Raw genomic sequence first — 21,077 nt, forward strand, 5'->3', positions numbered from 1 at the left:
ACACATTAAAAAGACCTAGGCTATTCTATAAAACATGAAGAATAACCTAGGATAAATTAACCTTTTATGGAGATGCGTCATTTACTACAGAAATTTCACACAGACAGCTTCTGGTGCCGTAGTATCTTGTTGAAGTGGTGTTAACTTACCTGATTCAGCGTCACGCTTAAACACGGTGAGTGTGCCACTATTTTGATTAGAACAGATAAGATAACGATCATCTGGTGTTAAGGCGAAATCACGTGGCCAATCACCGAGTGACGATTGATAATCTACAAGTTCAATACTAAAGTCTGATTGATTCACCTTGAAGATGGTGACAGAATTATGCCCTCTATTTCCAACATACACAAACTTCCCGTCTTTTGTCACGTGGACGGCACTACCATCATTCACCGTTGTGTGTGTATCCGGAATCGCTTTAATTGTATTGATTAACGTAAAGATTCCCGTATTTGCATCATACGCCAACGTTAGCACAACCGACGTTAATTCCGTCATCACATAAGCGATTTTTTTATTCGGGTGAAAAGCAATATGTCTCGGTCCACTACCGTGCGGTGCTACAAAGACCGCTTCTTTTGTTAATGATCCGTCTGCTTCGACTAAATATGACGTGATTTTATCGCTTCCTAAATCAACCGCGATCACATAGCGCTCATCAGGTGTAAAACCACTAAAGTGCATATGTGGTTTCTCTTGACGCTCATGTGGGCCGCTTCCTTCATGTTCTTTAATATCCGCCATCCCTTTAATTGAACCATCTTCATTTAAATGATAACTTATAATTTCTTTCGTATGGTAATTGGCCGTGACAAGTAACGTATTCGCTTGATTGACACTCACGTGACATGGCGGAGAACCTGCTTTTGATACACTATTTAGTTTTGTGAGTGCTTTCGTATCCGAATCAACCTTAAAAGCCGTCACACCACCTTCATCACCTTCTTTAGATACCGCATATAAATAGTTCCCATCTGCTGAAGGGGTGACATACGTTGGATTATCAACCTCACCGACCGCATCCACTGATGTCACGCTTTCTTTATCCACATCAAAAGTAAAGCGATACACCCCCTCACTGTCTTTTTTTGTATATGTACCGAGATAGCCTGTTAATACTTGTCCCAAAATTAATCGTCTCCCTTTGTCAAAATATTTGTATATTCCCTGTTCATTATAACAAGTTTTTTATTTTTTTTAAAACAAAAGGCAAAAGAAGTCATCTGCTTCTTTTGCCTTAATCAATGGATAAGCTTACTTAGCACATTGATATTGAGGTTATATTTAGTGAGATTTTTTTAAAAATCACGTCAATATGGTCAATACTCATGCTAAGTGTTAGGTTTAAAAAGTTGTTTTCTTCACCATGTTCATCATAGGTTTTACCATGTCTTTCGTTTCTTTATTCGTCATTGATAAATACGTGATCGCTCCTACACCAACAGATAAAGCAAATGGCAACATTTTTTTCGATTGTTTCATCACTTTCACCTCCTTTACCGGTTAGTTTGTCCGGAAAGAGGTTAAACTATAAGATGAAAGCTTTACCTATTTTTTTAAAGACATAACGATTGCTCACGTAATTCTGTCAATTGTTTTCTGGCTCGGTGAATACGGGTTTTAGCTGCTGATAATGAAATACCCAGCGTGTCCGCAATTTGTTGATCACTTAAATCATCTTCATATTTTAACGTGATCACCTCTTTAAGCTTTGGTGATAAATCATCGAGCAAGTTATGCACTTCTTGGTACATACATTGAAATGTCACTGATTTTTCAACCGTATCATCGCAATAACAAAGCTCAATACCTTGTTCTGTTAAAACGTCAAAAGATACAAGTTCTTTTTTTTTCTCTTTTCGATACGTATCAATCGCGGTTCGAATCACGATGGTACGGAACCACGCTTTTACTTTGTCTTGTTCTTTTAAGTGTTGGTAGGACCGCATCGCTTTCATCAGTGCCTCTTGTACCACATCTTCAGCCTTTTGGTAATCATAGACGACCCGTTTTGCTACATAGACCATTTCTTGATAATAGCTAAAGAGATGGTGAATATCCAGTGATGTTTCTTTCATCGCAACAGCTTCCATGGTGATCACCTCCTTTTTATTTTTTGATGTTTTTTCGTTAGATTAGGAACGTTTAAGACAGTTATTCTGGAAAGACAATCGTTTCATCAAGTGATCGCATCAACGGTTCACTCAGTTGTTTTAAATAAACCATCATCATATAAGTGGGTTCACCTGTGCCGGCTGTCATTTGTCTAAGCAATTGATCAATCGCTTCCGGTGATGTATAAATAGTCCGTTCATCATCAGTAAAGGCTGTTTCATAGCTCGCCGCCTCATGATATAAATCCTCTTTATACGGCGTGATAACGATTCTTTCTACATCCTCCGTTAGAATTAACGCTTCTTTTGTTAAACCTTGTTCGTCAAGCCATTGTAAAGTTGATTCATATTCATATGCTAAGTTAATATAGACTTCTTGTTCACCAGGAGTATGGATTGTTAGGTAATTCATCATATAGTTAAGATGATCTTCCTGGGGTAAGGCCAACGTATCTTGACGCAAGCGTTCAATGAGCTCGATTATCTGATCGCGATTCGTTATCTTTAATTCTTTATAGTTATAATGTTCAGACTTAACCTCAATTTTATTTGCTTTTGCTGGATTTATATAAAACAACGGTTCACTGTAGCGGCGGTACATCGGATGGTTGGTGATGTGATAGTTCTCGTATAGCTCAAACTCTTCATCATCCAAACTATATTCTCTAACCATCTCAGAACCATTCTCTAGAATGTACACAATCTTAATTGAACGATAATAATTTAAAAAGTCATGACGCTCGACTGAGTCGATTAAATCTTCATGAAGGGCTTGAATGTTTTTTATATCTTCGGGGTCATTGAACCCAGGTTGTCTACCGTAATAGTTTACGCGCTCAGTAAAATTATAATCATCATCAATCACGTAGACTTCCTTAACCTTATCAGGGTCTGGTACACGATGAACAAAACCTGTCACGTCTAAGCTAAAGCCAATCATTACTAACGCCGCAACAACAAAAAAGTAACCCAATTGTTTCACTTTCCCAAATACACGCCATGTTTTCTCAACAATCATTTGACTAATGTAATAACCAATCACTGAAAAAATGATATACATTAAAAAGAGTATGGGTAATTCATATTGAAAGATACCTGAATACATCCCACCTATGAGTGTAAAGCTACTAGTAAAACTGTAGATAAAAATTGGTTTCAACGAATGGAACGCAATCGCTTGGTTGGCTGATTCAACGGGACGACGCTTGTATAGAAAATAACTGAAAACGAGTATGGTTAGCGCAAGCCCGTAATAAATCATCACTTTTGTCCAGTTCATATCAGTTTCCATAAACACGTGCTCTAAATCTGTCAGGGGTGAAAAGTGAATAATCACATCCTCTACGAGATAATTCATCGATAGACCTGGCAAGGCATAATGCATATTGAATACCACTAGAAATGTTAAACCGACTGGTAAGAATAAGAAAATATACGTGAAAATCAGTTGAACGAGCGTAACCCCTGTCAACATAGCCACAAACACACTAACCGCAAAGACGATAAGGCCTGTTGAAGCACTTAAGTGAAACCAACGGTTAATATCAGCCAAATCAAGCAAATTCTGATGATCCATTGCTTGATCCACAATAAAAAGACTGATATATGTTAGAATTTGCGGTATTAAGATGCTGAATATACCAAAGACCGTATGGTGCAAGTAAATCGTCTTTCGGGTGCTTGGTAAGCTATGAATAAAGTCACTGGCATCTTGCTTATGTAGATAACGAAACAAGACAAGTGCAGTTAATGTCGGCATAATAAATAGAAGGACGGCCGGAATAAATCCCCCGTGTATCATTAAATTATCATAATAGTAATAATTGCTTGGGTTTTTATTAATATGGGAAAACCGATCGATTTGTCCTATCACGATACTTAAAAATAAAACGATAAAATATCCAACAGAGAGCCAGCCTGCTAATCTAAAATTTTGTTTGGTTAATTCTTTTTTACACCAAGACGTGATCCATCGCATAGCCAATCCCCTCCATTTCATACACAAATATTTCTTCTAGTGTCAGTGGTAAAATATCATATAAGATTGGTGACGTCGTATGAATATAGCCTTCAATTATATCTAAGTCACCTTTTATAATAAACATATGAACAGAACCTCTTGATTCATGATGTAACACGTTAAAGGCATCAAATAAATCGTCAGGTGCTGTTTTATAAGCAATCTGAACTTTATGCACATCCGTCTTCAAATCATCAATATCACGGTGTATGACATATTTACCGCGGTGAATAATGCCGATGTAGTTACATAGATCTTCAACTTCGCGCAAGTTATGTGATGAAATCAATACGGTCATATTGCGCTCAGCAACGTCACGGACAATTAAGTTTTTTATTTTCTTTCTCACAACGGCATCTAGCCCATCAAACGGTTCATCCAAGATTAAGTAATCCGGCATCGCGGATAGCGCGAGCCAAAAAGATACTTGGCGCTGCATCCCTTTTGAGAAAGTATGCACTTTTTTCTTGGTATCGAGTTTAAAAATCCGCTCGCATTCATTAAACCGTGCTTCATTAAACGATGGATATTGTTCCCGGTAAAAGTCAGCTAGTTGCTTAATTGAGTAATGTTGAAAGAAAAACGGTTGATCTGGAATGAAAATCACACGTTCTTTCAATCTTTTATTCTCGTAGATGGGTTCGTCTTCAAATACAATCGTGCCTGACGTTGGTTTGATGATACCTGATAACATTTTCAGAAACGTTGTTTTTCCCGCCCCATTAGATCCGAGTAAGCCATAAATCGTCCCTTGCTCAATCGTCACTTCATCTATATTAACCACAAGCTCTTTTTCGAATTTTTTCTGTACCTGTCTCACATTAATCATCTTCACTTACCTCCTTCGCTTTCTTTGTAACGGATTGAACCCATTCAATCAATGTTGTTTCCTCTACACCAAGAAACAACGCTTCTTTTAACAAGTGCTCAAAATCTTTACGAATGTCTTGAATTTTTTCACTCGCGACATTACTTTCAAGAACTTGGACAAAACTACCCCGTCCTTTAACTGAGTAAATAAAATTTTCTTGTTCCAATTGACGGTAAGCTTTTTGAATTGTATTAGGGTTCACCGTTAACTCTTCAGCCAATTGACGAACGGATGGCAGTTTTTCATCTGGTTCTAAAATATGATTCATAATCAATTGTTTAAATTTATCAACAAGCTGCTGATAAATGGGATCCCGGCTGCGCAAATCAATATCAAACACTTGGCTCACCCCTTCCTTCACTCATCCACTTATGATGCTTAGAGATCATCTATTTATACCTTAACTGTATGACGTGTATTAACTGTATTAGTTCAAGTAGTACACTTATTAGTATAGTATATAAATGCTATTTGTAAAGACCTATTTTAATATTATTTTATATTTTCACAAAATAGGACCTAACTTTATAGCTTTTAAAAAGTTAAAAAGCGCACCAAAAAACACTTACAGAAGAGATGCTTCTGTAAGTGTTCATAAGTTGATCAGCTCTTATTTATCATTCATGTACCACATTTTGTTCATACCACGCTTTAGCGCTCGCTATTTCTTCATTTGAGAGCGCATGTCCATGATTGGTGTAGGTCACCGATACATCGATGCCTTGTCCTTCAAAGAGACCGACTAATTCTTCTGTTTCACTTTTATCTACGAGTGGATCATTATGACCCGCTCCGATAAAACCTTGACTTTGTCTTGTGTTGGATAAGCAATCCCGCGTCTTGGTACCATTGGGTGCAGGAGCATCGCTTTTCTTAAACTATGTTCATAATGCATCAGTAAACTCCCTGCAATGTTAGCCCCATTCGAATAGCCTAAAGCGACAAGTTTTTGTCGATCAAAGTCATATTCTTTCGCTGCTTGATTTAAAAATTGATGAAGCGTCTCTGTTTCTGACACGAGGCTTTCCTCATCAAAAACACCTTCACGTAACCGTTTAAAGTATCGGGCCATACCATTTTCATTCACATTGCCTCTGACTGATAAAATGGAGGCGTCAGGGTCTATATGTTCAGCAACCGGTATTAAATCACGTTCTGTTCCTCCTGTCCCGTGCAGCAATAAAAAGACAGGTTTTTGTTTATCTTTTTCAATAAAGAGATGTTTCATGATTCGACTCCTCTCAAATAATTCTGTGCGTTAAGAATGAAGTCCGCGTAACCTTTTATCTTGACTTCAAGATAAATATAACATATCCGAAGCATCACTTCAATGATGGCGCTCAAGTTGTTCCAGGTAGCTTACGACCGATTGGCTATCATGTTTGGAATAACGCGCCAATTGATACAACTCTGTCACATGAGATTGCCAGTCGTCTTGGTCAAATAATTCGTCTGGCATCATCGACACATACTCAGCAGCCGTCTGGCTTTTTCTGTAGTCTAGACCCATCGCCGTTCCCTTTTCCACTAGTTGTCTAAACAAATAGCGCACTTGACTGTTCACATCTAATTCACGCCAATTTACCGTTTTATCAGCTTTCTTCCAGCTATTTTTGCGCTTGTTTAACCAAGCTTGCCACTGAAATACTTGTTGTGTTTCGTCCTCAAAAGCAGCCGTAGATACATCGGTTGTTCGAAACCGCCGATGAAATAAGACGTGATAAAGGCGGACAACAACTCGTTCAATTTTTTTGCCGATTCCCGGTAGCCGTTTCAATAACACGTAGATTAAAAAGAGTATAACAACCGAGAAAATACCGATTGCTAAGATTTCTAATACTTTGTCCATGATTTGTGCAAACAGTGAGGGGTCCTTTACCTCTATATTCGATAAATCCATCGCCACCGGACCCATGCTCTCTTCAGGTGGGGCTTCTGTCGGTTCACCTTGACCGAGTAAGTAGAACAATTGACGTAAAAGAAAAACAATACCAGCTGCCACAACATTGTACCTTACAAGTAGAAAGATACCGATCACAATGACAAATAAATATAAAGAGTTCTGTCGTTTAATCGTTGTTAACATACTTTTTTGATGAGCATGATGTCGGTCTTTTGCTTGCAAATGCTCATGATTGGTCAACAACAATAACCCTACTATCAAAATAATGGCACTGCCAACAAGCCAATCTTCTAATGTGCTTGATTGAAAGAAAAAATAACTGACAAAATAACTCGGCAGACTAACGGTCCACATTAAGGTACGTGGAAAGACCGCTTCAGCGTCAGATAAGCGGTATAAGAAGCCGCGTTGGACAGCTATCGCAATAAATAACCCCACACTAAGCATCACTGCACGTGAAGAAAAATCAATCATCGCAGCATATAGAGCTAAAATGCCTATCGTATAAACGATGCGTGAGACGAGATGATGATGCATATAACTCAATGCGGTCGCAAGTGGATAAATCAGAAAATACAATAAGAGGCGTTCTCCCTCAAACACCCCGTTAAATAGTAAGGCATTTAACCAGAGAAAGACTGGAAAGAGACTGAAGGCTTCCAGCATACTAAAAAACAGTGCGCGACCAAACATCACCTCACCTCCTTTGGTGCCTTAATTAGAATCAGCGTCACCTGGTTCCCGTTTTTCTTTAACGCCTCCACGCGAGTGGTAATAACTTCGGTGATGACTGGTGTTAGAATAACGAGTGTTTCATCTGTTGAACGGCGGATCAAATAGTCTAAGACATGTTTAAAATGATGTTGACGTTCGGGTATTAAGTAACTAAGCGTGGTTAATCCTTGTTGATAGTGGCCTTGCCCTACGCCTTGCTCTAACAATTGAACATCATTTAAATCTGGCTGACGATTGTTGATTGTGACCGCATTTGTTAAGAAACGAAACGGCGCCGCTTGTTGATTGAGTTGATAAAACATGGAACCAACGATAGATATACTTTCCTCAAATAGCGCATCATCATTGACCGGTAACCAAATATCATCCGATTGATCAACATTTAATACAATCGTTAAGTCAAGTTCTCGCGTATGGTCATGTTCATTCACTTGTAAGTCTCGCCTTTTAGCTGTTTGTTTCCAGTTGATTTTATGACTGGCATCACCTGTTTGATAGTCACGTGTCCCAATTTTTAAAAAGGGGTCGTCAATAATCCACCGATTCACCGCATGTTCACCTAAAAAAACTTGGACATCTTCAGGTAACGTGTTTTTTCGGTACAGTTTCGGATAAACAATTAATTTACCCGTCGTTTCGTGTGATTGATAGGTATCACTAAAACCAAACATATCTCCTAAAGTAAGAGCAACTGAGGCCAAATGATAGACGCCGCGTTTTTTAACGACCATATGGTGGCGCCGCTTAATTTGTTGATAAGGTAATAGCGAGAACAACGTTTGATGAAACGCATCTTCTTCTAAGATCTCTTCATTAACGACAGACACAAGATAACGACTCATTTTCGCTTCAACACTCACCCAAGGGAGCGGCAATAATTTTCGATTCGTTATCTCATCAATAATTTCAATTTTTTCGTTTGGAAATGCGGTCTGTTTATTAAATGACCGGTTATACGTGAGCCCTTTAAAACCAAACTTTTGAAAGAAAACACTTTGAAGATAAATAATCGCCACAACAAAGATAATCAGCCAGGCAAGATTCATTTTGAATCAGAACCTTTAACTTCTGTTGGAGCTGCTACACTTTCAAGGATATCTTTTACCAGGACCAGAGGTCGTTCAGATGCCATGGGTTCAAAACTTAAGCGGTGCGCCACAACAGGACCAAAGACTGCTTTCACGTCATCTGGTATCACGTAGTCTCTCCCCTTAATTGCCGCGTAACTAAGCGTCGCCCGCAATAGATTTTGCATCCCTCTTGGAGATAATCCAACTTCCACCGCTTCATGGTGTCGCGTTGCTTCAGTTAAATGAATGATATAGTCATACATGACCTCGTCGATATAGACATCGGTAAAAACTGCTTGAGCTTCAATTAACGTCTCCTTTGTAATAACCGGCTCAACCGTTGTTAAAGGATCCGCTGTTTTAAATCGCTTCAGTACCGCTAAAGCATCGTCATGCGTTGGATAGCCTAAGCTGATTTTAATAAAAAACCGGTCCAGTTGTGCTTCAGGCAACGGAAAGGTCCCTTGACTTTCAAGCGGATTTTGGGTAGCTAACACGAAGAAAGGCGAAGCTAATGTGTGGGTGGTTCGATCTACGGTGACTTGACGTTCTTCCATTGCTTCCAATAAACTTGACTGTGTTCTTGCGTCGCCCGGTTGATTTCATCGGCTAATAAGATATTCGTAAAAATCGGTCCTTGATTAAATTCAAACACTTCATCTTTTTGCCGGAAAATCGTTGAACCAATCACGTCACTCGGCAATAAATCCGGGGTAAACTGTACTCGGTTAAACGAACAATCAATCGCTTTAGCCAGTGTCTTGGCAAGTAACGTCTTACCTGTACCCGGCACGTCTTCTAATAATGTATGACGATTGGCAAGTAAGCTCATTAATACTAAATCAATCGCCGCGTCTTGACCAACCATCACTTTATGTATCTCTTTTCTAATCTGGTCCATCATCGGTTTTATTTCTGTGACTTCCATGTCCTCACTCCTTTATTTTACTCTTTTAACATATTAATCAATCCCATTATAACATAGTTGAATGCGGTTACAAAAAAGCAAAAAAAATAAATGGCCGAAGACCACTTATTCACCGTACTTATTAAAAAACAAGCAACACCCACAGTACAATAATGATGACCGTCAATGTACCGATAATCGCACTTCTTATACGCCTTGATAACGGATTAGGAATCAAATGTAACAATAAAGTCAATGTTAGTACGGTAATGCCTACAACAGCTAAGAAATAAATAAATAGGCCTAAAATATTATTAAATGGGTCAGCCATCGCCGCTCTGATTAAATCCATTCTCTCACCTCATCTCTTGCACTTTCACTAGATTATCTCTTTCCATTTTAATGTATCATTCGATGTAAAACAACAGAAAAACACATTTTTACGACCAATGCCGCCGTTTCTTTGTTTTAACTATTAAAAACCAACCACGTAGCGTCGTGATTGGTTTAAGTCGTTACCTATATTGTCTTTCTTTTCGTTTATGTTCTTCAGTTAGAAAATGAAAGAAGAGTGGCAAGTCCATCTGTTTTTGTTTATTCACTCGCGTGACGTAGCGTGTTTTCTCATGTTCTTCAATGACAAGGCTTTTTTTAATGCGTTCAGCGATATAACGCTTTACAATTTGGTGCATTTGTTTTTTCAAAAACTGTGATTCTCTAAACAAACTGAGACCAACGGCCGCAACGAGCGCATATACCGTACGAGCCGTCATCGAAATCGAACTGAATTCGGAACTAAGAAACGGCAACACCATATTTAAGACCCCTACAATGAAGAGCGGCAAGCCAATCATATAAAAGAGCGACACTTTTTTCATTAATGGACGGATCATCGTCGCAATTTTATCCATTTCTTGTTGAATAAATGGGGGTAACGCCTTTGGGTTAATGGTTTGCATAACGATCCTCCTCCCTGTTTTACTATCATTCTTGTGCTCTTAGTCACATTATATGATGATTCTATTGATTAAGCAACGCATTTGACCATGACCTTTAGTGGATGGATGATAACAAGAAAACATCAGTAGCACGTGCCACTGATGTTCGAGGGTGTGTTTATAAAATTTTATCCAGAAAATCTTTCGCTCGTTCTGATTTAGGCTGACTGAAAAATGCATGAGGTTCGCCTTCTTCAATTAATAAGCCTTGATCTAAGAAAATCACCCGGTCTGCGACTTCACGCGCAAAGCCCATCTCATGGGTCACGACAAGCATCGTCATGCCAGACTCAGCCAAGTCTTTCATAACATCTAACACTTCTTTTACCATTTCTGGATCAAGGGCCGATGTAGGTTCATCAAATAACATGAGGTCTGGTTCCATCGCTAACGCTCTCGCAATGGCCACCCGCTGTTTTTGTCCACCCGATAAGCTATTTGGATAGCTATCTTTTTTATCACTTAAACCGACACGGTCAAGTAATACTAACGCCTTTTCTTCAGCCTCAGCTTTTGACAATCGTTTTACCTTTAACGGCGCATAAGTTAAATTCTCAAGCACGGTTAGGTGAGGAAATAAATGAAAATGTTGAAACACCATCCCTATTTTTTCGCGCGCCTTTGTGACGTTCGTGTTTTTATCCGTTAAATCCACACCAGCGACACTGATTTTGCCTTCCGTTGGTGTCTCAAGTAAGTTAATACAACGTAAAAATGTTGATTTACCAGAACCACTCGGTCCAATGACGGAGACAACTTCCCCTTGTTTAATATCAATCGAAATATCCTTCAATACCTCGTTTTTACCAAAACGCTTATATAAATGCTCGACATTAATCACCTTTACTCAATCTCCCTTCAACCCATTTACCCATTAAGCTTAACACCATCACGAGGCCCCAGTAAATCAGACCAATGAACAACAATGGCTCGAAAGGACGGTAAAGATTGGCGCCTACGACCTGTCCACGGCGCATCAAATCCAAATAACCAATCGTTGACACAATCGCCGATTCCTTTGTTAACGTAATAAATTCGTTCATTAAAGCAGGTAAAATGTTTTTAAGTGCTTGCGGCAAGATAATATCAATCATCATCTGTCGATACGGCACACCAAGGGCCATGGCCGCTTCTGTTTGTCCTTTATCGACCGCACTAATACCCGCTCGAATAATTTCTGATACGTACGCGGATGAATTTAACCCGAACGCTAAGATGGCAGATAAGAACGGCGAAATATCATAACCTGTTAACTGCGGTACAGCTAAATAAATAATCATTAATTGTAAAATCAGCGGTGTTCCGCGGAACATCGATGTATAAAAATCCGCAAATATACGGAGCGGTTTCATTGATCCTATTTTAAATAATGCCAGTACTGTCCCAATAATAAATCCAATCACAATCGAGACGATGACGAATTGTAACGTGACCCATATTCCTTCCAACATAAAAGGAATATAAGGCACGATTTGGCTCCAATCCAAATTCATGCCTTACACCTCATTCCTTATTAAATTTCTTGTTGTTTTGTTTAAAAATACTTTTTTAAACTATTTATTCTTCTTCAGCTAAAAACTCATCTTCTAGCTCTTGTAGTTTCCCACTATCGATAATGCTCTCAAGCGCTGCGTTCACATCTTCTAAAAGAGCACTTCCTTTAGGTAGGGCAACAGCCATACCTGGTGAAGCATCCGTTGGATCGTCAAATCCAGCTAAGTCTTGTGCTTCAATAAAGCCTTTAGCTACTTGCTTATCTAAGTAAATCACATCGACACGGTTTGTGATTAGTTCTTGGACAAGCATCTGCGCATCATCTAAAGCTTTTAGCTCAAAGTCATAGTCTTCTTGAATCGCTTTTGCGCCTTCTTCTTGGATTGTCCCAAGCTGAACCCCAACCGTTTTTCCTTCTAAATCAGCTAAATCTGTCATTGGTTCATCTTTACGTGTCACAAACATTTCACCTGATGAGTGATACTCGATTGAGAAATCAACGTTTTGACGACGATTCTCTGTTGCTGACATGCCTGAAAGCACCATATCCACACGCTCTGCTTGTAGCGCACCAATTAACCCATCAAATTTCATATCGCGAATCTCAAGTTCCATACCGAGTTCTTCCGCAATGAGTTTCGCCAGTTCAATATCAAAACCAACAAATTCCCCGTCCACATCTAATGACTCAAACGGTGGGTAATCCGGTGATGTGGCCATCACTAAAATATTATCTTCATCATCTGATTCTGCGTCTGTATCATCTGTTTCACTGTCTGTATCTTCTGCTGATTCATCTCCGCCTGTATTATCGACATCTGGTAAGGCATCTCCTTCACCAGCACCACAAGCTGTTAAACCAATCATTAATGTCGCCACTAACATAAGAAAAAGCATCGTAAGTTTTTTCATTTTTTTCTCCCCTTCATTTGTATATTTATTCATGATTATGAATTTTAACAAATTTATTTGCTTTTGGGAAGTGAAAAATTTAAAAATCATTAAATTATTTTTTTCTGTTCGCAAATTCTTGTTTGATTTCTGCCAATAAATCTTGATCTGTCAAGCATTTCAGGCCAGTTAATGCCATCGAAAGCGCCCCACGTCTTAAGGCAAGTTCCCCGCCCTCTGTCATCGTTTGGTCTCTAAAATCCGTCGTATGTGCGACAAGTCCTGCTTTACCCATACCAATGTAAGGATGAATCGACGGCACTCTATGACTGACATTACCGATGTCCATAGAACCTAAACCACCACGCGCTTCTTCAATCTCCGTCTCACCAGCCTTATAAAGTTGTTCTGTATAAATATTCGATAATGTTTCATTCGTAATCATGTTATCATAGCTGAGTTCGTAATTTCTCATCGATAACGTTGCACCGGTCATAAGAGCTGCACCTTCAGCGATTTTCTTCACTTTTTCTACGACGTCATCGACATAGTAACGTTCTTTTGCACGAATATAGAACTGGCTGATCGCAAGATCTGGGACAACGTTGGCTGCTTGACCACCTTCTGTAATCACGCCATGAATTCTGACGTCATCTTTTACGTGCTGTCTTAAAGCGTTAATACCGTTAAAGAGTTGAATCACACTGTCAAGCGCATTAATGCCCTCTTCAGGTGACGCTGCCGCATGGCTTGTCTTCCCTTCATAACGAAACTCAATCGCATCCATCGCCAGTGACTCGCCACTTTTCGCTGATACGCCTGCTGGGTGCACCATCATCGCCACGTCACACACATCAAACAGACCTTCGTCTGCCATCGGCACTTTCGCACCATTTGTTTCTTCAGCTGGCGTTCCGTAAACAATGACTGTGCCACCAGATTCATCAATCACTTTACTTAATAGAATACCTGCACCAATTCCCATCGTCGCAATTAAGTTATGGCCACAACCATGACCAACACCCGGTAAGGCATCATATTCAGCCATAATACCAATCGTCGGACCCTCTTTATTCCCTTTATACGTCGCCCGGAATGACGTTGGTCGCTCAACCAATCCCGTCTCTACCGTAAAGGCATGTTGCGTTAAATAATCGACTAACGTTTCTTGTGCGATAAATTCCTGATCGCCGAGCTCTGGGTTTTCAAATAAGTGCGTCCGAATATCAAGTAAATCCTGTTCAATCTGATCCATCCAGTCAAATATTTGTTGTTCCATCTTTATCTTCCCCTTCGTTTATGTATTAACCTTATCCCATCTTTTTTCTTCTATATGTGGGCACGCTTTATAACTGAGTCTAGCTCTAAATTGCACAAAGCAGCCACATACACGGCACGTTGTATCATAATCTAACTGATCACAAGCGTAACAATGTGCCAGTCGTTTTTGATAAGTATCTTCTGAAACAAGGTCTGTTTCAAACGATAATTGTTCACTCACGAGTTGTTCCACTTCTTCTGGTGTACGCCTGACTGTTTCAGTGCACCCATAACATACCATCACTACCTCACCTCTTTATCCCAATGACTAATATAATATCAGAAAATAATGAAAACGAATAGTCTAACGAACGAACTTCTTTTGCTTATTCACTAGTCAGATAAGCACTGAATCAGTCTTCGCTCACTGTCTTACCATTATCATACAATAAAAAAGACTACCCTTCAGAAAAAGCGCTGAAAGTAATAGTCTTTTGTTATGCCTTCATTATTCAAGAAAATCGGGTTACTTTTTATGTTGTTGAAAAAATAATAGGACTAAAAAAATCAGGTAAGCACTGGCTAGACTTACTTGGAGCTCTCCTAATGCTAGTGGGTCCGTTGGTAAATGAAAAAAAACACGATACGTTAATACCACTATAACAAGTAACATGATCACCAGCAACAGATGTAGCACTTTATCCATCCACCAGACCCTCCTAATTCTTCGTACAGTTATGCATTTGAACTGTTTTACGCTTTAAATCAAGCCCATTTCTTTAATACCTAGATACAACCCATCTTCGTCAACATCAGCCGTTACATAATCTGCGACTTGCTTCGCCTCTGAACAGCCGTTGCCCATCGCCACACTGTTGTGAATATTTTCGAGCATCTCAACGTCATTCAATCCATCGCCAAAAGCATAGACATCACTTGGGTCGATGTTTAAGTAGTCAATTAATTGTTTAATTCCGCGCCATTTCGAGCCACCTGCCGGTAAAATATCAACGGAAAGTGGGTGCCAACGGACAAATTCAAACTCTGGATAACGACCTTCATATTGTTTGATTTCTTCTTGGTCCACAAAGAACAATGCTTGATAAAGGTCACGTCCTGCATGATAACTCGGATCATAATCTGGGGTAAAAGTTAACTTAAGGGTCGCGATACTTTCATCAATCGATGGGTGATTCTCCACGTTTTGACGCATATTTTGATGATCCATAAACATCATCGGATGGTTATTTTCATGTCCCTCTACTTCAAGTTGAAGCAGGGCACGCTTATCAAGAGGTGCTGTATAAATCACATTTTCTTCATAGACGACGAACGATCCATTATAACTGACGTAAGTATCTACGCCGAGTGTTTTGCGAATATCTTCATACATAAATGGACCACGTCCAGTCGCGATGGCGACGATATGGCCTTTTTCTTTTAATCTGTGTATCGCTTCGATCGCTTTTTCTGGTAACTGTTTATCATGGTTTAACAGCGTGCCATCAATATCGAAGAAGATGAGTTTTTTTGTCATGATTGCTCCCGCCTTTGTCTCTTTTTAATTTCTCCCAATAGTATACCATATCTATCGTGGAATTTCTGTCGGACATTTTAGTCAGTGTGTATCAAGTTGTTCTCGGTAAGATGATTAAATAAAGATTTAAGTGTGCGTTTTTTTCTACCGCGATGAATGATTTAGGCACACAGTTCTTAACATGTTATTCGCGCGTACTTGACGAAGCTTGACCATACCTAGAGCACCTGCTTAACTCCAATGCACGCCACGCTTCTTCATGCGATAAGAAACACGGCTCTGATTTGATTCTATGGCTCCGCCATCAGGTACGTAAGCCACTTTATCACACCAATCAAAATAACAATACCAATGATTCAGTCAATATGTTTACATATAGAGGCTTCGGAGTGTATTTATATTTGTTGTCTTGTCAGTAAAAAATACGTTGATAAAACTACATCGGATTCTAATGGGTGAATTCGGTATTTATGTAGTGACATTTCCGATACTAACCGTCATACATCCCTGTTCTAGATAGTGTGTTTATCAAGGCTTAAAAGTCTGTTTTACAGTGCCTTCTCCATCTTCTACTCGGAGTTCTGCATATGCCCCATTTATAAAAGTAATCTGTGGCGGCACATGGCCGCAATCAATATCATAGGCAATCGGTATTTGCAATTCACGGGCAATATCTGCATACACGTCTTCAATTGTGTAACCACTTACAGGTACGTTTGCATCACTTCGACCGAATAGTATGCCTGAACATCCTTCAAACCAACCTGCTAACTTCATTTGTACCAAAGACCTTCTTAAATCAGTCGTATTCAATTCACAGTTCTCTAAATACCATACAACTGGTTCATTAGTTATGTATTTATCTCTAAATGTTCTTACGTCACCAAAAGGCGTTCCAATTAAATGGCGAATTACATCAATGCACCCACCAAGAAGACGACCTTCTATATGAAATGGTTCATTATCGATAGTTTTCCAATACGTTTTTTCAGTTAGATTAAAGACGCAAGGTGATGGACTATTGTGACTCCACTCCTTTTGATATAGTTGTGACGACTTTTGAACAATCGTTTCATCTCTATTAGTTGCTAAAACAGGCTCCCACATAGCCGTTGTTTCATCCGAATATTCTCCTCTTAAATCAACTAAATTTGTTCCATGGGCTGTTGCAAGACCTTTTGTTAATGTGATAGCTAATAGCAATACACTTAGATCAGAATAGCCTAAGATCCACTTGTTTTGCACCTTATCGAATTCAACATATTCTAGTATTTCGATTAAAAGCTCCCCACCCCATGGAGGAATAATAACTTCAATTTCATCACTTTGAATCATTGAGTTAAACTCTTTGGCACGTTGGATTGCAGATGCGGACTTTGCTTTAATTTGAGTCCAAGCAGTGTCCCCTGAAACAACGTTAAATCCTTTAGTTTGCATTCTTTTAATTGCTTGATTGAGTATATTATGTAGATCTTCTCCAACACCCGATGATGGCGCTGTTACTCCGATTGTTGAATCATTTGTAAATACTGGATATGTTATCATTTTGCACCTCTACTCAAAATTGGATTAGATAATATAATTTGAAAATTAGATATTATCATAGCACAATTAGTCACCTATTTCCCGCCTCCTTTATTTTCTCATGACGATTATAGTTGTGAAAGGAGGTGAGGCACCATGGCAACTCAAGTAACCACAAACACACGTTTACAGTTATACTTCATTACTGGCGTAGATTTAGAAGGTAAAGACGTTGTGAAAACAAAGTCATTTAACAACGTCAAAACCGACGCAACACCGGATGCATTACTTGTCGTAAGTAACGCGCTTAGCTCGCTTCAACAGTATCCCTTAATGGAAATCAAGCGTAATGACACGTCTCTGATCTCTCCAGAGTAATCAATCACGCTGATTTTTTAAGAAAGGAGGTGGCTATACTATGAAAGTTTTAGAACTTAAATTTAGAAATGCCGATGATAAAATCGTGACATTGTCACTCGATGCACCGGTTGAACCGGTTGATCCTGCCTTAATCAACACGGTCATGGATACAATCGTGACCGAGAATGCCTTTATCTCATCAGGCGGTGATCTCGTTAAAAAAGAGAGTGCGCGTATCGTTGAACGTCAAGTTACAGATATTACGCTTGGTTAATAACCCGACCTGACATTAGGAGGCCATACGGCCTCCTGTTTGTCTATCACCTTTTGAGAGGAGGAATTTTAAATGGACCCTCAATGGATCCAATTAATCGCTGATTTAGGTTTTCCGATTGTAGTGACCTTTTATTTACTACACCGGATTGAAACGAAACTCAACACATTAATTGAGTCAATTGTTACCTTACCTGATCGCTTAAAAATCTAATATAACCCATCATTGTCTCTTTTATAATAGACAATGATGGTTTATATCTGAATTTTCTTTATTTATTGAATACATACGTCAATCAAGCTATAATAGACAAATAGATTTGACGAACGGGGGGATTTTGATTGCCTATTAATGTACCACATGCATTACCTGCACGACCGATATTAGAAAAAGAAAATATCTTTATTATGGAATCCGATCGAGCGACGACACAAGATATCCGTCCGCTTAATTTATTGTTGTTGAATCTCATGCCTGAAAAAGAACGTACAGAGACACAACTGTTAAGGTTACTCAGTAACTCACCACTTCAGGTCAATGTAGACTTCATTCATACCGCTACGTATGAATCAAAAAATGTCACTAAATCACACTTAGAAAAGTTTTATCAAACTTTTGAAGCTGTAAAGTCACGTCACTATGATGGATGATCATCACCGGTGCACCGGTTGAACATCTCGATTTTGAAAACGTTGATTACTGGCCTGAAATGGTAGAGATCATGAACTGGACCAAAGACCACGTCACTTCAACCTTGCATATTTGTTGGGGCGCACAAGCAGCTCTGTATCATCATTACGGCATTAATAAACAGCCTCGCGAGAAAAAAATCTCTGGGATTTTTATGCATAACCGAATAGAAGCGACAAATAAGCTGATGCGCGGCATTAACGATGAATTTTTAGCGCCACATTCACGTAACACGGATGCAATCTATGACCAGCTGAAACATCACCCTGACCTCTTGATGTTAGATGATTCAAAAGAAGCCGGTCCGTTACTGATCGCCTCAAAAGACGAACGACACGTGATGATTACCGGTCATATCGAATATGATGCCGATACTTTAAATGAAGAATTTATTCGCGACTTAAATAAAGGCATCAAAATTGATGCACCGGTAAACTATTTCCCTAATAACAATACGGATGCCACCCCTAGAAATCGCTGGCGTTCGCTAGCCTATTTACTGTTTTCAAACTGGTTAAACTATTACGTGTATCAAGAAACCCCGTTTAAGTGGGATTAAAAAACAAAAAACCAAGTGGCCGAGATTTTACCCGTCACTTGGTTTTTTTCATCTTACTATAAAAGAAGGCTATTTAATGTTTAATTAACTTGTTACACTAATTTTTTCGGTAAGACTTTATAGACCCGCGCCTCATAAGGACGTAAGTGAAGATTTAGCGTCTTTTCTGTTACAACGTAATTTGATAAGACACAATCGACCAGCTCATAGTCACCGGTAAAGTCGATGGTTGTATTCACATCAAACATGTTCACGACAATGATATACCTTTCGTCATGTTCTTCGTCGTGACGTAAATAACTATAGACTTGTTCATGTTCACCTTCAATGAGCGTGTAATGACCATAGATTAATACATCACTCGCTTTTCTTATTTCAATTAACCGTTTGTAGTAATGATAGACCGAATGTGGGTCTTCAACGTTGTGCTTCACATTAATATCTGGATAATTTGGATTCACTTTAAGCCAAGGTGTGCCCGTCGTAAAGCCAGCCATAGGCGACTGATCCCACTGCATCGGTGTTCGTGAATTATCGCGGCCGTTTTTCCAAATCGAGGCCATGATTTCTTCATGAGACTTGCCGTCTTCTCTTTCATGTTTGTAACGATTCTTAATCGCCACATCATTATAATCATCAATTGAATCAAACTGGACATTGGTCATCCCAATCTCTTGGCCTTGATAAATAAACGGCGTCCCTTGCATTAAGAAATAAAGGGTCGCAAGTGCTTTTGCGGATGTTTGACGTAGATCGGTATCATTCCCCCACGTTGAGACCGAACGCGGTTGATCATGGTTTTCTAAAAATAACGCATTCCAACCATGGCCATCTAAGCCAACTTGCCATTTCGTTAAAGCGGCTTTTAAGGCGTCTAAATCAAGACCGCCGTCCACACTTGTCCCCCAAAGACTTAAATGATCAAATTGGAAGATCATATTAAAATAACCATCTTCTTCGCCAATCCACTTATCTGCATCTTCTAGCGTAACCCCGTTAGCTTCACCCACAGTCATAATATCATAGTTTTTTAATGTTTTTTGGGCGAACTCTGATAAGAATGTATCGATCCCCGGTTGATTCATATGATGATCAAATGACGGGACATACTTCTTATTCTCTGGATTAGGTAAGTCAGGAAAACCTTCACGTTTTTTGATGTGGGAGATAGCATCGACTCTAAAGCCGTCAATCCCTTTATCTAACCACCAGTTAACCATATCATAGAGAGCATCTCGTACGTCTTTATTTTCCCAGTTTAAATCCGGCTGCTTTTTACTAAAGACATGCATATAGTATTCATCGGTTTGTGCATCATGTTCCCAAACAGAGCCACTAAAGATAGATTCCCAGTTATTCGGTTCTTTTCCGTCTTTCCCCGGATGCCAAATATACCAATCACGTTTTGGATTATCTTTTGACGCACGTGACTCAATAAACCACGGGTGTTCATCAGACGTATGGTTGATTACTAAGTCCATAATGATTTTCATTCCACGCTTATGTGTTTCTTTAAGTAACTCATCGAAATCTTCCATTGTACCAAAGTCAGCCATAATGTCCTGGTAATCACTGATATCATAACCATTATCATCGTTAGGCGATTCATAAATCGGTGAGACCCAAATAACATCGATGCCGAAATTCTTTAAGTAATCGAGCTTTTCAATAATCCCTCTAATATCACCAATACCATCACCATTTGAATCATTAAACTACGCGGATACACTTGATAAGCGACCGCTTCTTTCCACCAAATTTTCTTTGTCATGTTGCTGCACCCCTATTATCTCTTTCATTTTTTTAAAACTGTTATTAAATAGCTTACACTGTTAAGTTGGCTATTACAGCTTACTTCATTACAGTA

At 39.2% G+C, this 21,077-nt stretch carries 21 protein-coding genes and 4 pseudogenes; 4 read left to right on the plus strand and 21 right to left on the minus strand.

The window, feature by feature from the left end:
* Nucleotides 1–84: 84 nt before the first annotated feature.
* From JCM19043_RS09880 to JCM19043_RS09970, 20 genes and pseudogenes are all read right to left on the minus strand, one after another.
* Nucleotides 85–1,131, minus strand: a complete 1,047-nt coding sequence (locus tag JCM19043_RS09880) for a lactonase family protein (RefSeq protein ID WP_062322147.1) — start codon at nucleotides 1,129–1,131, stop codon at nucleotides 85–87.
* A 216-nt stretch (nucleotides 1,132–1,347) separates the two neighbouring features.
* The gene (locus JCM19043_RS16480; protein WP_156321390.1) at nucleotides 1,348–1,485 is read right to left on the minus strand and encodes a hypothetical protein; all 138 of its coding nucleotides are present in this window, start codon (nucleotides 1,483–1,485) and stop codon (nucleotides 1,348–1,350) included.
* A gap of 74 nt (nucleotides 1,486–1,559) precedes the next feature.
* A complete protein-coding gene (locus JCM19043_RS09885) occupies nucleotides 1,560–2,096 on the minus strand; it encodes an RNA polymerase sigma factor (protein ID WP_062322149.1) in 537 nt (178 codons plus the stop codon).
* 61 nt (nucleotides 2,097–2,157) lie between these two features.
* Complete coding sequence (locus JCM19043_RS09890; protein WP_062322151.1) at nucleotides 2,158–4,095, minus strand: ABC transporter permease; 1,938 nt, start codon at nucleotides 4,093–4,095, stop codon at nucleotides 2,158–2,160.
* A complete protein-coding gene (locus tag JCM19043_RS09895; protein WP_062322153.1) occupies nucleotides 4,070–4,966 on the minus strand; it encodes an ABC transporter ATP-binding protein in 897 nt (298 codons plus the stop codon). The genes JCM19043_RS09890 and JCM19043_RS09895 overlap by 26 nt, the downstream gene beginning before the upstream one ends.
* Complete coding sequence (locus JCM19043_RS09900; RefSeq protein WP_062322156.1) at nucleotides 4,959–5,348, minus strand: GntR family transcriptional regulator; 390 nt, start codon at nucleotides 5,346–5,348, stop codon at nucleotides 4,959–4,961. Before JCM19043_RS09900 ends, JCM19043_RS09895 begins: the two co-directional genes overlap by 8 nt.
* Before the next feature lie 277 nt (nucleotides 5,349–5,625).
* Nucleotides 5,626–6,236 (minus strand): annotated as a pseudogene (locus JCM19043_RS09905) (alpha/beta hydrolase).
* A gap of 99 nt (nucleotides 6,237–6,335) precedes the next feature.
* A complete protein-coding gene (locus tag JCM19043_RS09910; RefSeq protein ID WP_062322158.1) occupies nucleotides 6,336–7,604 on the minus strand; it encodes a DUF4129 domain-containing protein in 1,269 nt (422 codons plus the stop codon).
* Nucleotides 7,604–8,692: a DUF58 domain-containing protein gene (locus JCM19043_RS09915; protein ID WP_062322160.1), complete on the minus strand. Its 1,089-nt coding sequence runs from the start codon at nucleotides 8,690–8,692 to the stop codon at nucleotides 7,604–7,606. The genes JCM19043_RS09910 and JCM19043_RS09915 overlap by 1 nt, the downstream gene beginning before the upstream one ends.
* Nucleotides 8,689–9,644: pseudogene (locus JCM19043_RS09920) on the minus strand (AAA family ATPase). The gene JCM19043_RS09915 and the pseudogene JCM19043_RS09920 overlap by 4 nt, the downstream one beginning before the upstream one ends.
* A 121-nt stretch (nucleotides 9,645–9,765) precedes the next feature.
* Nucleotides 9,766–9,975, minus strand: a complete 210-nt coding sequence (locus tag JCM19043_RS09925; RefSeq protein WP_062322161.1) for a hypothetical protein — start codon at nucleotides 9,973–9,975, stop codon at nucleotides 9,766–9,768.
* A 163-nt stretch (nucleotides 9,976–10,138) separates the two neighbouring features.
* Nucleotides 10,139–10,582, minus strand: a complete 444-nt coding sequence (locus tag JCM19043_RS09930; protein WP_231631492.1) for a DUF5392 family protein — start codon at nucleotides 10,580–10,582, stop codon at nucleotides 10,139–10,141.
* A gap of 157 nt (nucleotides 10,583–10,739) precedes the next feature.
* On the minus strand, nucleotides 10,740–11,462 hold the full coding sequence (locus JCM19043_RS09935; RefSeq protein ID WP_062322164.1) for an amino acid ABC transporter ATP-binding protein: 723 nt from the start codon (nucleotides 11,460–11,462) through the stop codon (nucleotides 10,740–10,742).
* Nucleotides 11,455–12,114 (minus strand): amino acid ABC transporter permease, encoded by a 660-nt coding sequence (locus JCM19043_RS09940; protein WP_062322166.1) that lies wholly within the window; start codon nucleotides 12,112–12,114, stop codon nucleotides 11,455–11,457. Before JCM19043_RS09940 ends, JCM19043_RS09935 begins: the two co-directional genes overlap by 8 nt.
* Nucleotides 12,115–12,178: 64 nt before the next feature.
* A complete protein-coding gene (locus JCM19043_RS09945) occupies nucleotides 12,179–13,027 on the minus strand; it encodes a transporter substrate-binding domain-containing protein (RefSeq protein ID WP_062322167.1) in 849 nt (282 codons plus the stop codon).
* Between the two features lie 94 nt (nucleotides 13,028–13,121).
* Nucleotides 13,122–14,285, minus strand: a complete 1,164-nt coding sequence (locus JCM19043_RS09950) for a M20 family metallopeptidase (protein ID WP_062322169.1) — start codon at nucleotides 14,283–14,285, stop codon at nucleotides 13,122–13,124.
* 18 nt (nucleotides 14,286–14,303) lie between these two features.
* Entirely contained in the window at nucleotides 14,304–14,567 is a 264-nt protein-coding gene (locus JCM19043_RS09955; protein ID WP_062322171.1) for a DUF6171 family protein, read from the minus strand.
* A 225-nt stretch (nucleotides 14,568–14,792) separates the two neighbouring features.
* On the minus strand, nucleotides 14,793–14,972 hold the full coding sequence (locus JCM19043_RS09960) for a hypothetical protein (protein WP_062322173.1): 180 nt from the start codon (nucleotides 14,970–14,972) through the stop codon (nucleotides 14,793–14,795).
* A gap of 54 nt (nucleotides 14,973–15,026) precedes the next feature.
* Nucleotides 15,027–15,803, minus strand: a complete 777-nt coding sequence (locus JCM19043_RS09965; RefSeq protein WP_062322175.1) for a Cof-type HAD-IIB family hydrolase — start codon at nucleotides 15,801–15,803, stop codon at nucleotides 15,027–15,029.
* A gap of 528 nt (nucleotides 15,804–16,331) precedes the next feature.
* Nucleotides 16,332–17,348 carry a S66 peptidase family protein gene (locus JCM19043_RS09970; protein ID WP_062322177.1) on the minus strand — a complete coding sequence of 339 codons (1,017 nt, stop codon included), beginning with the start codon at nucleotides 17,346–17,348 and terminating at the stop codon, nucleotides 16,332–16,334.
* A gap of 135 nt (nucleotides 17,349–17,483) precedes the next feature.
* Between JCM19043_RS09970 and JCM19043_RS09975 the strand changes: the two genes are divergently transcribed.
* From JCM19043_RS09975 to metA, 4 genes and pseudogenes are all read left to right on the plus strand, one after another.
* On the plus strand, nucleotides 17,484–17,705 hold the full coding sequence (locus JCM19043_RS09975) for a DUF1659 domain-containing protein (RefSeq protein ID WP_062322179.1): 222 nt from the start codon (nucleotides 17,484–17,486) through the stop codon (nucleotides 17,703–17,705).
* 40 nt (nucleotides 17,706–17,745) lie between these two features.
* Nucleotides 17,746–17,961 carry a DUF2922 domain-containing protein gene (locus JCM19043_RS09980; protein ID WP_062322181.1) on the plus strand — a complete coding sequence of 72 codons (216 nt, stop codon included), beginning with the start codon at nucleotides 17,746–17,748 and terminating at the stop codon, nucleotides 17,959–17,961.
* Nucleotides 17,962–18,033: 72 nt separating this feature from the next.
* Nucleotides 18,034–18,174: a YvrJ family protein gene (locus JCM19043_RS09985; protein WP_062322183.1), complete on the plus strand. Its 141-nt coding sequence runs from the start codon at nucleotides 18,034–18,036 to the stop codon at nucleotides 18,172–18,174.
* A 128-nt stretch (nucleotides 18,175–18,302) separates the two neighbouring features.
* Nucleotides 18,303–19,210 (plus strand): annotated as a pseudogene (metA, locus tag JCM19043_RS09990) (homoserine O-succinyltransferase).
* Between the two features lie 92 nt (nucleotides 19,211–19,302).
* On the opposite strand, the pseudogene JCM19043_RS09995 reads toward metA, so the two are convergent.
* Nucleotides 19,303–20,981 (minus strand): annotated as a pseudogene (locus JCM19043_RS09995) (alpha-glucosidase).
* Nucleotides 20,982–21,077 lie beyond the last annotated feature (96 nt).

The sequence above is a fragment of the Halolactibacillus sp. JCM 19043 genome, from assembly GCF_001310395.1.
Lineage (GTDB): Bacteria > Bacillota > Bacilli > Bacillales > Amphibacillaceae > Halolactibacillus > Halolactibacillus miurensis.

Bases quoted from the DNA above. Each gene is read 5' to 3' on its own strand.
- JCM19043_RS09950 (WP_062322169.1), bottom strand. From the start codon at position 14,285: ATGGAACAACAAATATTTGACTGGATGGATCAGATTGAACAGGATTTA.
- JCM19043_RS16480 (WP_156321390.1), bottom strand. From the start codon at position 1,485: ATGAAACAATCGAAAAAAATGTTGCCATTTGCTTTATCTGTTGGTGTA.
- JCM19043_RS09965 (WP_062322175.1), bottom strand. From the start codon at position 15,803: ATGACAAAAAAACTCATCTTCTTCGATATTGATGGCACGCTGTTAAAC.
- JCM19043_RS09930 (WP_231631492.1), bottom strand. From the start codon at position 10,582: ATGCAAACCATTAACCCAAAGGCGTTACCCCCATTTATTCAACAAGAA.
- JCM19043_RS09925 (WP_062322161.1), bottom strand. From the start codon at position 9,975: ATGGATTTAATCAGAGCGGCGATGGCTGACCCATTTAATAATATTTTA.
- JCM19043_RS09975 (WP_062322179.1), top strand. From the start codon at position 17,484: ATGGCAACTCAAGTAACCACAAACACACGTTTACAGTTATACTTCATT.
- JCM19043_RS09945 (WP_062322167.1), bottom strand. From the start codon at position 13,027: ATGAAAAAACTTACGATGCTTTTTCTTATGTTAGTGGCGACATTAATG.
- JCM19043_RS09890 (WP_062322151.1), bottom strand. From the start codon at position 4,095: ATGCGATGGATCACGTCTTGGTGTAAAAAAGAATTAACCAAACAAAAT.
- JCM19043_RS09955 (WP_062322171.1), bottom strand. From the start codon at position 14,567: ATGGTATGTTATGGGTGCACTGAAACAGTCAGGCGTACACCAGAAGAA.
- JCM19043_RS09985 (WP_062322183.1), top strand. From the start codon at position 18,034: ATGGACCCTCAATGGATCCAATTAATCGCTGATTTAGGTTTTCCGATT.
- JCM19043_RS09960 (WP_062322173.1), bottom strand. From the start codon at position 14,972: ATGGATAAAGTGCTACATCTGTTGCTGGTGATCATGTTACTTGTTATA.
- JCM19043_RS09895 (WP_062322153.1), bottom strand. From the start codon at position 4,966: ATGATTAATGTGAGACAGGTACAGAAAAAATTCGAAAAAGAGCTTGTG.
- JCM19043_RS09915 (WP_062322160.1), bottom strand. From the start codon at position 8,692: ATGAATCTTGCCTGGCTGATTATCTTTGTTGTGGCGATTATTTATCTT.
- JCM19043_RS09970 (WP_062322177.1), bottom strand. From the start codon at position 17,348: ATGATAACATATCCAGTATTTACAAATGATTCAACAATCGGAGTAACA.
- JCM19043_RS09885 (WP_062322149.1), bottom strand. From the start codon at position 2,096: ATGGAAGCTGTTGCGATGAAAGAAACATCACTGGATATTCACCATCTC.
- JCM19043_RS09910 (WP_062322158.1), bottom strand. From the start codon at position 7,604: ATGTTTGGTCGCGCACTGTTTTTTAGTATGCTGGAAGCCTTCAGTCTC.
- JCM19043_RS09980 (WP_062322181.1), top strand. From the start codon at position 17,746: ATGAAAGTTTTAGAACTTAAATTTAGAAATGCCGATGATAAAATCGTG.
- JCM19043_RS09940 (WP_062322166.1), bottom strand. From the start codon at position 12,114: ATGAATTTGGATTGGAGCCAAATCGTGCCTTATATTCCTTTTATGTTG.